Below are 13,147 nucleotides of genomic sequence, written 5' to 3'. Positions count from 1 at the left end.
GCCCGTTGTGGCTTCGGTTGGTTCGGCGCAGAGACCTGGGCCGGTCCTGTTTGCCGCCGTCTTTCCTGAGTTCATCGCCCGCGAAAAACCGGGCCAGCGAGGGACTGGCCGTCAAGGGAGAAGCGCAGGGTTGGTGCGGCCCGCAGCGCAGCGAGGACTCGGCCCTGCGCGCCTTGACGGCCAGGCACCGCGGGCTACGGTCGCGGGAAAAAGCGATGAACTTGGGGAAAGACGAACAGCGGCCAATGGGCCAGGGGGTGCGCTGAAACCAACGCCGCGCGGCGAGCGCCCCTGCGTGCCAGCGGCACGCCTAGCTGGATGGCTGTTGGTCGATCAGGTGCAACCTGTTCGGTGCATGCGAGGGGCGCCAAGCAAGGCGCGGCGGGGATGGGCTGTCCAGCCGATCCCCTGGAGGGCAAGCGCCGCGCGCAGGCCAGGAGCGAAGAGACGGCCGGAGGCATCAGGGATCAAAGCCGCATGGCCGCGACTCGGCACGAGGCGCGGGGCAACGCCCGCGAGCCCGACGGCGGCACGCCGGGATGCTCTACTGTTCACAACAAAATGTAAGTGACGCAATAGTACTTATGAGCCACAATGTAGCTACATCTATTGTGAGCGCAACAATGGCAAGTAACGACGTCGTTCGTGCCCGGATTGACGGGCAGATTAAAGAAGCCGCAACTGTTGTTCTGGCTGAAATGGGGTTATCAATTTCGGATGCGATTCGGATGCTGCTGACCCGAATCGCGGCAGATAAGGCACTCCCCTTTGACATCAATCGTGTGTCGTCCGATTCTGATCGGAAGGCACCATAAGGTTGCGCTGAGGCAAGGCCCGCAAATCGTTTCTCTGAACAGTAGGGATCAAGAATAGTTCATGGCATCTATCAGACCTTCAGCATTCAATCAACGTGAGCGTTTGGACGGCGGCCCCTTCCTTGTCATTGAAGCAGCCGAACCGGAAGAGGAAGGCATTAACGTTTTCTTCACTGATATTCCCGCAGCGGAGCGCAAGCCGGATTCGCCAATAGCGAGATTGCTCAATGTGTGTCCAGACAGATTGACCATTTGGCCTCTTAATATTCGAGAAGATCGCGACGATTACCTGCAACCTAAATACGGCACCCTTGAACGCATCGTCGTCGCTCGGCCTGTTATCGAGCCCTACATACTGCCAGAGACTACTGACGATGTCGTTGGGCTTCTTGAGCAGTTGCCGGATGGGTTTGCCAAAGATTTTCGATTCGGTTTGGGGCTTCTGTGGGAATATCGGCAAATTTGCGAAACAGCCGCCAGCTTAGAAAACGTAAGCATACTCATTGTCCACAAAGGAAATGACGCGAAAATTGATTCGCCATTCTTTATTCTCGGAATAAGAAGATTTCATGAATTAAGAAAAGAATTAAATCGCATAGCCTCTCGCCACCAGAGAGACGCGCGCAAGGACAAGCAATTTCATATCTACCAGACCTTATTACATGCTGCCGATTCAGCACAATTTCCCGCTCTAAAGAAGAGCGTAAGACCTGATGCACTAACGGAAATGACCGATGGTGGGCGGCAGCATGTGACGCTTTCCAAGCGTGATCGGCGCGCCGCTGTTCGCATGGTTCAAGACAATATAGAAGCACTGGCGGAATCTGAGCCGCGCTCGCTGCTGGCATTAAAGAATGATATTGAGCTCATCACACTGAATCAACTGATTGAGCGATACCAGGAAATGCTTGGAAAAGGACTGACGGAAAGCAAGTGGCAAAGCTTCTTTCTGGAAAATCCTTTCATACTTAGTCTTGCATTTGCCGTTCCAGCCATGCTGGTTCAGGGGCAAGCTTATGCAGGTGGCAAGCGACTTAACGGGTCCGGCGGAAAATTTTCAGATTTTCTATACGCATCCGCTTCCACGGGCAATCTTGGCCTCATTGAGATAAAAAAGCCGCAAACCGAACTGCTAGGAAAATCTCCCTATCGTGGAGATGATGTTTTTGGCCCATCGACAGAATTGGGTGGAGCGATTGCTCAAATTCTAGATCAGCGTTTCAAATTGCAGAGTGAACTACCCGTCATAAAAAATAACATGAACCGATACGACCTCCACAGCTATGCGGTTCGCTGCATAGTTGTCGCTGGCATGACGCCACAAGAGCATCAGCAAAGAAAGTCATTCGAGCTCGTTCGAAATGCGTTCGCAGAGATCGTGATCGTGACTTTCGATGAACTACTTGCAAGGCTAACCGAGATTAAAAATGCGCTCCAACCGATTCCTACCTTAGACACGGTGCCGTTCTAAAACCAACTGACAGTTGGCCATTCCGTAGTTGGGATCAATGGCTGCAGTGTTCAACCAATCCATCGGCCGATCGGCATGTGGATTTCAACAACAAGATTGAATCAAATGCATATATCCAAGCTCAGCCTGGTCAACTACCGGAACTTTCCCAACACGAAGCTGCTGTTCCAGAAGGGTATCAACACTGTCATCGGCGAAAATGGATCTGGCAAAACCAATCTCTTTCGCGCAATCAGATTGCTGCTTGATGACAACATGATTCGCTCTGCCTACCGGCTGGAGCATACCGACTTTCATCGCGGCCTAGGGCGCTGGCAGGGACATTGGATCATCATCAGTCTTGAGTTTGAGGAAATCTCTGCGGATGAATCAGTGCAGGCGCTCTTCCGACATGGGACGGGCGTAATTGAGGAAGAGGCGAACGGCAAGGCCACTTACAACCTGATCTTTCGTCCGAAGAAGGAAATCAGGCTGCGACTTTCTCAATTGAACGATGGTGATCAGGCAGGCCTCGACGCTATCCTGAACCCGGTCACCATCGACGACTATGAAACGATTTTCACAGGTCGGAGTGAAGCCGACTTCAACGACGAGGCCTTCTATAAGGATGTGGTCGGCGACTTCGCGAATGTTCGATTCAATGAAGAGGTTGAATTTCGTGTTATCGGCGCGAAGATTCCGAACGTGCTGTCCGTCTCCAAAGAAATTTCGTTCACTTTCGTCCAGGCGCTACGGGACGTCGTCTCCGAATTTCACAACAACCGGACAAATCCGCTCTTTTCGCTTCTGAAGGGCAAGAGCGGCGATATCGACCCCGTGGCGTTCCAGGCTATCACCGACGGGGTAAAGGCATTGAATGACTCCATCGAAGCGTTGCCAGACGTGCAGGTCGTCCGGACGGATATCAGAGACACCATCAAGGATGCGGCGGGTGAGGCGTATTCGCCGTCTTCTCTTTCTATCAAGTCGGATCTGCCAGACGAAGCTGACAAGTTGTTCCAGTCGCTCAAGCTGTTCGTTGGCGAATCGGGGGAGAGCCACGAAGGACCGATCCACGAGCTGAGCCTTGGTGGAGCAAACCTGATATTCCTCACGTTGAAACTGCTTGAATTCAAGTATCAAAAGGCTAAACAGTCGATCGCCAACTTTCTGCTTATCGAAGAGCCGGAAGCTCACATTCACACACATATCCAGAAAACACTGTTCGACAAGCTCAAATACGACGACACACAGATCATTTATTCGACCCATTCGACGCACATCTCTGAGGTCAGCAATGTTCAGAACGTGAACATCCTCGGCAGAGAAGGTGATCGTTGCGAGGCATACCAGCCTGCAATTGGCCTAAACCCAGAAGAGATCGGCAACATTCAACGCTACCTGGATGCTGTCCGTAGCAACTTGTTGTTTGCCAAGAGCGTCCTCTTAGTGGAGGGCGATGCAGAAGAAATTCTCGTTCCGATCCTGATCAAGAACGTGCTAGGCGTCAGCCTTGATGAACTCGGCATCAGTTTAATTAATATCCGCAGCACTGGATTTCAGAACGTCGCGGTTCTTTTCGATGATGCCCGAATCCGGAAGCGGTGCAGCATCGTCACCGACCTTGACAAGTCCATCATTGACACAACGCCGGCGGCGGGAGACTCCGAAGGGCTGCTCCGGCGCAAGGGCAAGTATCAGGCATCCCAGGAAAAAGGGGTCGCCAGGAAAGCGTTATTGGAAGACACCTTCAAAGATAACGGGTGGGTTTCTCCATTCTTTGCCCCCCATACCTTCGAGGTCGACTTCATTGCCGCCGGCAATGCGCGTAAGGTGGTCGGCATCCTTCCTGATGTCTACAAGGATGCACCAACCATCGCGACGGCCAAGGCGGAGCTCGAATCAGCGGACATCGCGTTGTTCGGTCAGCGCGCATTGACCATGGCGGACAACTACGGCAAGGGATGGTTTGCCATCTTGCTGGGAAAGAAGATCGATCCGCAGACCGCCATTCCGAAGTACATCTTGGACGCCATCGCTTTTGCGCATCCGGTGGTCACTAAGGAAGTCTGGTTTAACGTGCTGAGCTACCGCGTGAACTACATCGATGCAGAAGATATCTTCACTGCGTCTGCCGTATTCGACGACTTTAGGGCCAAGCTGCTGGCCTTCCGAAATGGAGACATCGACTTCGTCGGCATCCGAAACGAGATGCTTGCCACGTTCCCAGATGATCGCATCAACGATGTACTCGCGGTGTTCTGATCATGTTCATGTGGAACAAAGATGATCTGAATCCCGAGCAGGAAGCAGCCATTCTGAAGCCAGGGAGCGTCTTTCTCATCGCTTGCCCGGGCAGCGGGAAAACGCGCACGCTCACCTACAAAATCGCCTATGAGTTGTCCAGGCTGAAATCGAACAAGCAGTTTGTCGTTGCCATCACTTATACGCACCGTGCCGCCGACGAAATCCACGAGCGCATTGAGAGCCTTGGGGTGGATACATCCCGATTATGGATAGGAACGATACATTCGTTCTGTCTTGAATGGATATTGAAACCGTACGGCATCTATCACGAAGCGTTGGATCGAGGCTTCCGTGTGATCGATCAGCATGAGCGCGAGAAAATCCTGGAGGCATTGTGCAAGCCTTACCAGAAGCCAAAAATAACATTCTGGGATTGTGAGTTTTATTACACCGAAACTGGATATGTGCTCTCCTGCCCACAAGATTGGAAGCATTCGGGTCTTCACGTCATATTGGGCAAGTATTTTGAGATTCTGCACGAAAGTCGGCAGCTAGACTTTGAGCTCATTCTTTACTATGCGTACCAACTGATCGCACGTCATCCTGCGATCAGCACTCTTCTGGCACAGTTGTTCTCTTTCGTGCTGATCGACGAGTATCAGGACACCAAACGAATTCAGTATTCGATCATCACCGCCATTCTGAAAGCTGGTCAAGGTGCGACCAAGGCCTTTATTGTCGGAGATCCTAACCAGGCGATTTATCAATCGCTTGGCGGATATCCGATTGCCTTCGAGGATTTCAAGGCGATGGCCAATATCGATTTGGACGAACTCGAACTGTCGCGGAACTACCGTTCTTCTGAGCGCATCATTGAGTACTTCGGAAACTACAACGTTCACAACACACGCATCGAAGCCGCATCCGAGGACAAGGCGTACCCAAGCCTTATTTCATTCGACGACACAGTGAGCAAAAATGATCTGGACGCTGAGCTCATCCGGCTCATCCGTTTCAACATTGAGACTATGGGCATCTCCCCCGATGGCCACCCCAAACTGCTCCACTGTTGGCCAGTCAAACTGCTCCAGGCAGGACGGGGTGATTATGCGGGGTCTGAGGTGATGATCAGGCGTGCAGCAGCCTCTTTGAGCCTGTAGCTCTTGCCCTCGAACTCCAGCATGGCGCAGCGGTGCATGAGGCGATCGAGGATGGTGGTGGCCATGGTCGCGTCGCCCAGGTAGCGACCCCAGTCCTGCACGACGCGGTTGGAGGTGATGACGATGGAGCGGCGCAGCTTGTAACGCTGGTGGACCAGGGCCTGCAGCAACTCGGCGGCATGCTCGCTGATGCGCCTTGCCAGGAACAGGTCATCGAGCACCAGCAAGTCGGCCGCCACCCAGCCCTTGAGCAGACTGGCGCGCTCGTCGGCGTCGGCCAGCGCATAGCGAGCGAACTCGCTGTCAGCTTCGATGTAGGACACGTCATGACCGAGCAAGGTGGCTTGGTAGGCCACGGCCTTGGCGATGTGGCTCTTGCCGGTGCCGGGCTTGCCTACGATCAGGGCGTTGGCGCCTTCGCTGAGGAACTTCAAGGTGTGCAACTCGAAGCAGGCTGCGCGCGGCAGCTTTGGGTTGAAGCGCCAGTCGAAGTCGGCCAGGGAGGGCTTCTCATCCAGGCCGGAGAGCTTGAAGCGACGTGCCATCAGCCTGCTGTGGCGTCGGTCGAGTTCGTCTTGCAGCAAGGCTGAGAGCGTATCCAGAAAGGGCTCCTGAGCGGCCTGGGCCTGCATCAGGCGCGTCTGCAGGGTCTCAGCCATGCCTGACAGGCGCAGCTTGCGCAGGGTGGCCTCGATGTCGTGGGGGGTCATGGCGGTCATGCGAAGAAATCTCCTTGAGGTGTGATGGCGGGTGTCGTGGCCGCTGTGGCCATGGCGAAGAGTTCGCCGTACTCCTGTGGGTTGCGGATGAGGTCGTGCGTTTGCGTGGTGCTCGCGGGTGCGGCCTGCGTCGCTGTCGGGGCGGCATCGAGTTGGGCCAGAGCCTGCGCCACCAGGCGTTCGGTGATGGCCTTGACGTGGCGGTAGCTGTGCACACCGTCGTCGATGGCCTGGGCACAGGCGGTGTTGACCATCTGGCGTGGATAGCGGTCGGCCAGGTGCACGATGCCCCACAGCTTGCGCTGGCCCACACGGCCTTCGATGGCAAACAGCATCTGGCACAGCCGGGCGGCGTCCACGCCGATGGCATCGGCCTGCTTGAGGATGTGGAGGGTCTCGCGGGAGGGGTTGAAGACGCGCTCGTCCATGGGCAGCACCACGGTGCCTGGCCGCTCGGCCAAGGTGTGCGTGCGCAGCAGGGCCTGGGTCTGTAGGTCGCGAATCTCCAGGCGGCGCTCGAAGATGCGCACCAGCACCTTGGTGCCAATGTGCGCCGGCCGCGCGGCGTAGCTGCAATGGGCCACGCGCACGCAGCCGTCGTCGCACACGGTGCGCTGCTCGTCACGGAAGTACGCCATGGGCAGCGTGGGCAAGGGCTGCAGGTGGGGCCGCTCTTCTTCGAACATGGCCTGTACCTGGCGGCGCTCTGAGCCGTGGATGCGAGAGGCCGCCCACTTGGTCTCCCAGTGCTCCAGGTAGGTGTTCTGTTCTTCAATGGTCTCGAAGCGCTTGCCCTTGAGTGCCGTGGCCTGAGTGTGACCAATGGCATTCTCGACACTGCCCTTGCGGTTGGGGTCACGTACCCGCGCCGGGTCGGCCACGACCTCGTAGTGTGCCAGGGTGGCGGCGTACACGGGGTTGAGCTCGGGCTCGTACAGGTCGGGCTTGAGCACGCCTTCCTTGAGGTTGTCCAGGACCACGTATCGGCACGAGCCGCCAAAGTAGCGCCAGGCTTGTTCGTGCAGTTCGGCCCAGACCTGTTGGCCAGAATTCCAGACCACGCGGCGGAAACTGCGGCGCGAATACCGAAGCGTGGCCACGAACAGGCGTGGCTTGCGCCAGCGGTCGGTGCCGGGCACGCGGGTGGGCGCGCCTTCGCCGAAGTCCACCTGCATCTCCTCGCCGGGCAGGAAGCTCAGGCGGTCGAACTGCTCAGGCTCACGCACCCGGATGCGCGCCACGAAGCGTTTGACGGAGTTGTAGCGTGCAGCAAAGCCGTGGGCATCGACCAGGTCCTGGTAGATGGCCGTGGCATTGCGGCCCAAGCGCAACTGAGCTTCGATGAAGGCGCGGTGGGGCTCACACAGCGAGGTGGCCGCCGGCGCAGGCGCCAGCAGTAAAGCCGGTGGCCGGGGTGGAGCAGTTTGGCTGGCCAGGGGCACAACCAGGTCGGTGGCCACCCCGGGGCAGTTTGAATCGTCAGGCGACGGGGGCGGCGGATCGCCCTGGGCCTCAAAGCGCTTAGCCCAGGCGCGGATGGTGTGGCGGGAGATGCCGGTGCGGCGCTCAATCTCGCGCTGGGTGTTACCCGCGCGCAGGAGCGTCCAGATCGTGGTTTGTAGATGTGGCTTCAAGACGTTCACCTCGTGAATCCCCCCTTGTGATCAAGGGGGTGGAAGTTACGTCCTGCACGTCAGAGCTGAGGCGCCTGACTCACCGAAATCAATGGGTCAACTCACCCCGGCCAGGTGGAGCAGTTTGGGTGGCCATAAGTGGGGCAGTTTGGGTGGCCGCCGGGGGGCATCTCACCTCACGAGGTGTGCATTCTCGCGCCACAGTGGACGCATCTTGCAAGCATGACACGTCGTTTGGTCGCCAGCATGCCGGAGTACTCATTCGATGGCCCCGGTATGGTTCCCTTTGCACGGGACACAGAGAATTTCTGGTACAGGCTTTCTAAGATTGCACTTACTCAGGCATCGCCGGGAATGTATGTGCGCAGACTGCGGTGGGCCGGGGAGATTCTGAATGACCTAGAGGCGGCCGGGGCTAGCGTGTCGAAGCTCACGCGGAGGTCCTTGTTGAGGGAGTGCAATGCAATTAAGATCGATGAAACAGATGGTCTTACCTACTTGAGCGCATTTTTCGAGCGTCTGTTTGCAAACTTAGCAATCGACTTTCGCCTTTTCACGCTGCTTCAAGAGCATCACGTTGCCTTCTTCGATAGTTCGCAAGCCCGGGTAAATCGATTGAAGAGTGAAGGTAGCGAATTTATAGGCGATATTGAGACATTCAGGAAGGTATTTCAGCATAGGACTGGAATCACCATCTCGACGATACACGGCGTCAAGGGAGCCGAGTTCGATGCAGTGATCGCTTATGCATTATTAGAAGATATGGTGCCGCATTTCAATGATCCGAACGGTCAAGAAAGCGCGATGAAATTGCTGTATGTCATTGGTTCGCGGGCAAGGAAGAACCTGCACCTTGTTTCGGAACGAGGTCGAGTTCGCCAGTATTCTGGCGAAGAGTATCAAGTAACTCGCAAGCTTGCCTCATGCAGTTTTGGATACGATCAAATTCCATAGAAATCACGAGTAGCGCAACCGCGCTCTCTATGGGATGCCCTACAGCTTTGTTTAGCGTTTGGCTGAATCATCTGCGCGCGGCTCGCTCTGCATGCCCTGCTGTCGCCAGCTCAACATGCAAGCGGAGCGCGCAGGCCCGGATCACAGTGTCGGGCCGTGGAGGGCTGGCGAATGCCAGTCCCGTCAGGGATGAGCGAATAGCGAACGTGGAGCAGCGCGATCCACAAAGTGGAGACGCTCAAGGTTCCGTCGCTTACTATTTGGACTACGGCGAGTTGAGTAAAAAATATGAAAAATATCTTTGAAGAAATCAATGAATTTTCTTCGGAAAAAATCGCGTTATTCAGCTTTGGGAAATTTTGCTACGTCTTTCTTAATAAAGACCCGATCTTTGTCAAGAAATTGCTTCCCCTCATCCAAACCTCTCTGGCAAATGAGAGCTTTCAGGCAGACGTAATGCGTGCTTATACGGAGGGCTGCATGAATGAAAAGGCGGCCATTCTGAAAGAATTTGAAGCCAAACGCGACCATCCAAACGCAGCCAAGTTTTATGGGCCACAGCTTGATCTAGTGGACAAGCGATTGGCTATAAAGACAATCCAGCATTTAATGGACTACTTAAATAATTATCTCAACGAGTATCCGGGATCGCTAGAAATTCTCAACAATTCCTACAAGCATATCCATGACGAAGATGGTGTTTCGTACATAAAAGAAAATTACGCAAATTATCGCATTGGCTGCATTTTTTATTCCAAGCACCAATCAATCATGGGGAGGGCTGAGATGCTGGAGCTAAAATATTCCAAGGTAGTTGAACGTGAGTACGAGAAAATTGGAATTGACATAAGAAAGGAAGATGCTCAGTTCTCTAAATATAGTCTTGTCAGCCTGAACGAGAATATTCAGATATTCAACGACAAGGATAGTCAGACAATACGCGATGAACGCATAGGGCGACACTTCTGGATAAAAGTTCCGAGGAAGCTGCTTACCTCTATCGAGGAACTCATTGAAAAAGGAATGCTGTCCGAAATAGCATTCAGGATTGATTACGTCTCCGATTATGTCCCTGCAATGGAGGAGATGGAGTTTGGCGCTCCGTTGCGATTGAAAATATCTTCCCTTCCTAGATTGTCAAAGTTCTACTCCACCGATAAATATGAGAACAATCTATGGATTCACCATGACGCAGAGAAGCTAAGTTTGACTTTTGAAGAATTGATGGAGGACTTTGAGGTGGCAGGCGACGACGTCGTAACGCAAGTCATCCATCTTGAATACAGTTCAAAAGGCGATGATTTTTTTATAACTCACTTGGATCACGAATTTATCGTATATACGTTGGATAGCTATCAAGAAAGATTGAGCAATGCCAACATCAAGGGGCATAGAAAAATAAAGACATTCAAAATAGATAACTCAATGATCCCGTTTGATATAAATATTAGCGGGGATCTTTTTCTGTTTCAGGTTCTCGATTCGTATTTAAAAAATGATGACTTGATTCGTGAATATTTTGAAAAAATTAACTGACTTTATAGTTTGAGATATTTAATTAAAACAGCGATCGGCATAGAACATGGCGCTGCTGCCCGCGATAATCATGTGATTGGGCGCTCGCGCCCACTAGCCCCAGCGCATCCTTGAGCCGCAGGCCAGTTCCTTATCGGCCTATGGCGATTCCACACTAGCATGGAGCCTCGATAGAGCAAGAGATCCGTTGCCACATGCTCGTGCTGTGGTTTGGGTGTACGGTTGGACAGATGCTGCTGTCAGGACTTCTCGCCAGGCTGCCGCTGCTCGATCTGCAACCGCGCCCGTTCGGTCGCCTGCTGCAACCGCTCCCCCAGCACCGCACGCGGCGGCAGGGTCGTCAGGTATTCGGCTACGTGGATGCCCGACTTGTCCAGCTCCAGCAACTCGATCTGCTCTGACTTCTTGCCGGTACAAAGAATGATGCCCAGCGGCGAGGCTTCCTCCGGTTCGCGTTCGTGCTTGTCGAGCCAACGCAAATAAAGCTCCATCTGCCCCTTGTATGCTGCCTTGAACTCGCCGATCTTCAACTCCACCGCCACCAGCCGCCGCAGCTTGCGGTTATAGAACAGCAGGTCCAGGTGGAAATCCTCGTCGTCGATCTGGATGCGTTTCTGCCGGGCTAGGAAAGAGAAGCCCGCGCCCAACTCCAGCAAAAAAGACTCCATTTCGCGGATGATCGCGGCTTCCAGGTCGCCTTCCTGCCAGGTATCGCGCAGGCCCAGGAAGTCGAGGATGTACGGGTCGCGCATGACCAGCGCCGGCGACATGCGCTGCGCATCGCGCATCGCCGCCAGCTCTTGCGTGATCGTCTCGTCCGGCTTCTTGGACAGCGCCGTGCGCTCGTATAGCATCGAGTCGATGCGCTCGCGTAGCGTCCGCACGCTCCAGCGTTCGGCGCTGGCCATTTGCACGTAGTAGTCCCGCTGGAGCGGGTCTTTTAGCGGCAGCAGCGCCACGAAATGCGACCAGCTCAATTGTCGTGACAGCGTCACGACAATTGGCTCGTCCGAGAAGGTGGCGGCGAACTGCACCATCCGGCGCAGGTTCTTGTCCGCGAAGCTACGTCCGTAGTCGCGGACAAGCTGCGCCGCCAGGGTCGGCAGGATTTCGTCGCCGTACCCGGCCCGCTGCCCGGCAAGCACTTCCGTATGGATGCGCTGGCCAATGCGCCAGAACAGCAATGTCAGCTCGGCATTGACCGCCGAGGCGACGCGCTGGCGCGACGCTTCGATCAGTGCCCGGATGTCGCCCAGCAGCGCGGGCGGCGCTGCTGGCGCTGAGACGGATGCCTTGCGCCGGGTCATGCGGCCACCTCCTTGGCTCCCTGCATCCCGGTGATCGTCTTACGCCGATTCGCCACCAGTTCGGCCGCCTCTCGCACCGGCTTATCCTCGGTGTGGACGTAGCGCATGAACATGACGACGGTCTTGTGCGCCGTTAGCGCCATGCCGACCTTGACCGGGATGCCCGAATTGGCAATGTCGGTCGCCGAACGGTGGCGGATGCCGTGCGTGCCCACGTGCGTAGCGCCAGCCGCCTTGAGCGCACGGCTCCAGCCACCGTAATACTCGCCCGTGGTTAGATGCTTGCCAGCGTGGCTAGGAGAAGGCAGCACATAGCGGCTACCCTCCTGCCGGGGTGCCGTCGAGAGTAGCCGATAGGCTTCCTCGCTCATGGGCTTAGACATGCCGCCTGTCTTGCTGTCAGGCCAGACGACGCGCCGGTTCTGCAAGTCAACCCAGTTCCATTCCAGCGCGATGATTTCCGAGCGGCGGCCGGCGAACTCGAACTGCAGGCGGATTCCCAAAGGGATGACGTAGTTCTCCAGCCCCTCCGACTCGATCTTGTCGAGCTGTCGGAACAGGTTGCCCATTTCTTCGTCGCTGATGAGGTGAGTCGATTTGCCGGCAGGGAACATCGGGACGTGACGGCAAGGGTTGGTACCGTCGGGCCGATAGCCCCATACCTCGGCCATGTTGAACATCTTGCGCAAGACGCTGAATACCTTGTTCGCCTCGGTCTGCTTGTACGAAAGCTTTTCCATCAGTCCGGCGATTTCAGGACGCTTCACGTCCTGAACTTTCTTGCGTCCCAGCAGCGGAATAATGTTGCGATTGATGACAGCCTGATAGCCGGCTTGGGTGCTGAGCTTGTTGCGCTTCTTGGAGTAGTCCTCCATGAACTTCGTGCATAGCTCCTTGACCGTAGGTGCCTGGCGCGCCTCCGCCTTCTCTGCGGCGGGATCTCCGCCTCGGCGGACTTGGGCCAGCCATTCCTGCGCCAGCGACCGCGCCTGTTCGACGGTCAGCTCCCCGTACAGTCCTAGCGAGGGCTTGCGGCGCTCGCCAGCGTTCGTCCGGTACTGGAGCATGAACACCTTGCGACCCGCCGGGGTAATCTTGCACAGGAAGCCGGGGACCAGCGTGTCCCGGAGTTCGACGGCCTCTGCCTGGGGTTGCGCCGCATCGACAGCGGACTTAGTGAGTTTGATCTTAGCCATGATGACTCCTTGGAAAGACCTGGATTCCAAGGGCCGGATAGGAGTCAGGCGGTCGGAAGTCAGGTCAGGTTTCGGAAAGCACCGGCATATGTTGAACTCGCTTAAGTCATTGATAAACCTGCTGTATCG

The 13,147-nt window shown here is 55.5% G+C and carries 10 protein-coding genes; 6 read left to right on the top strand and 4 right to left on the bottom strand.

Annotation, left to right across the window (positions count from 1 at the left end; translation table 11 throughout):
- The first annotated feature begins 584 nt into the window (after positions 1-584).
- The 4 genes from ACSQ3O_RS26070 (at position 585) to ACSQ3O_RS26055 (ending at position 5,672) form a co-directional block, all read left to right on the top strand.
- Positions 585-815, top strand: a complete 231-nt coding sequence (locus ACSQ3O_RS26070; protein WP_050554911.1) for a type II toxin-antitoxin system RelB/DinJ family antitoxin — start codon at positions 585-587, stop codon at positions 813-815.
- Between the two features lie 61 nt (positions 816-876).
- The gene (locus tag ACSQ3O_RS26065; protein ID WP_436140961.1) at positions 877-2,286 is read left to right on the top strand and encodes a Shedu immune nuclease family protein; all 1,410 of its coding nucleotides are present in this window, start codon (positions 877-879) and stop codon (positions 2,284-2,286) included.
- Positions 2,287-2,391: 105 nt separating this feature from the next.
- Entirely contained in the window at positions 2,392-4,530 is a 2,139-nt protein-coding gene (locus ACSQ3O_RS26060; RefSeq protein ID WP_004883041.1) for an AAA family ATPase, read from the top strand.
- 2 nt (positions 4,531-4,532) lie between these two features.
- Positions 4,533-5,672, top strand: coding sequence for a UvrD-helicase domain-containing protein (locus ACSQ3O_RS26055; RefSeq protein WP_436140960.1), 1,140 nt, complete (start codon positions 4,533-4,535; stop codon positions 5,670-5,672).
- On the opposite strand, the gene istB is transcribed toward ACSQ3O_RS26055, so the two are convergent.
- Both istB and istA read right to left on the bottom strand, forming a co-directional pair.
- Positions 5,618-6,382, bottom strand: a complete 765-nt coding sequence (gene istB, locus ACSQ3O_RS26050; RefSeq protein ID WP_374258801.1) for an IS21-like element helper ATPase IstB — start codon at positions 6,380-6,382, stop codon at positions 5,618-5,620. The two genes, ACSQ3O_RS26055 and istB, sit on opposite strands and share 55 nt — an antisense overlap.
- 5 nt (positions 6,383-6,387) lie before the next feature.
- The gene (gene istA, locus ACSQ3O_RS26045; RefSeq protein ID WP_374258795.1) at positions 6,388-8,034 is read right to left on the bottom strand and encodes an IS21 family transposase; all 1,647 of its coding nucleotides are present in this window, start codon (positions 8,032-8,034) and stop codon (positions 6,388-6,390) included.
- Between the two features lie 213 nt (positions 8,035-8,247).
- On the opposite strand from istA, the gene ACSQ3O_RS26040 reads away from it, so the two are divergent.
- Both ACSQ3O_RS26040 and ACSQ3O_RS26035 read left to right on the top strand, forming a co-directional pair.
- Positions 8,248-8,979, top strand: coding sequence for a 3'-5' exonuclease (locus ACSQ3O_RS26040; protein ID WP_436140959.1), 732 nt, complete (start codon positions 8,248-8,250; stop codon positions 8,977-8,979).
- Positions 8,980-9,267: 288 nt separating this feature from the next.
- Positions 9,268-10,515, top strand: coding sequence for a hypothetical protein (locus ACSQ3O_RS26035; RefSeq protein WP_004883036.1), 1,248 nt, complete (start codon positions 9,268-9,270; stop codon positions 10,513-10,515).
- Between the two features lie 239 nt (positions 10,516-10,754).
- Here the strand turns inward: ACSQ3O_RS26035 and ACSQ3O_RS26030 are convergent, their stop codons facing one another.
- Together ACSQ3O_RS26030 and ACSQ3O_RS26025 are read right to left on the bottom strand one after the other, a co-directional pair.
- On the bottom strand, positions 10,755-11,822 hold the full coding sequence (locus ACSQ3O_RS26030; protein WP_004883035.1) for a PDDEXK nuclease domain-containing protein: 1,068 nt from the start codon (positions 11,820-11,822) through the stop codon (positions 10,755-10,757).
- On the bottom strand, positions 11,819-13,018 hold the full coding sequence (locus ACSQ3O_RS26025; RefSeq protein ID WP_004883034.1) for a tyrosine-type recombinase/integrase: 1,200 nt from the start codon (positions 13,016-13,018) through the stop codon (positions 11,819-11,821). The genes ACSQ3O_RS26030 and ACSQ3O_RS26025 overlap by 4 nt, the downstream gene beginning before the upstream one ends.
- Between the last annotated feature and the right edge of the window lie 129 nt (positions 13,019-13,147).

It is taken from the genome of Acidovorax sp. LjRoot74 (assembly GCF_964254355.1).
Classification (GTDB): Bacteria; Pseudomonadota; Gammaproteobacteria; order Burkholderiales; family Burkholderiaceae_C; genus Acidovorax.
Note: the sequence above shows the minus strand (reverse complement) of the source record. Positions and strands in the feature narration are given on the sequence as shown.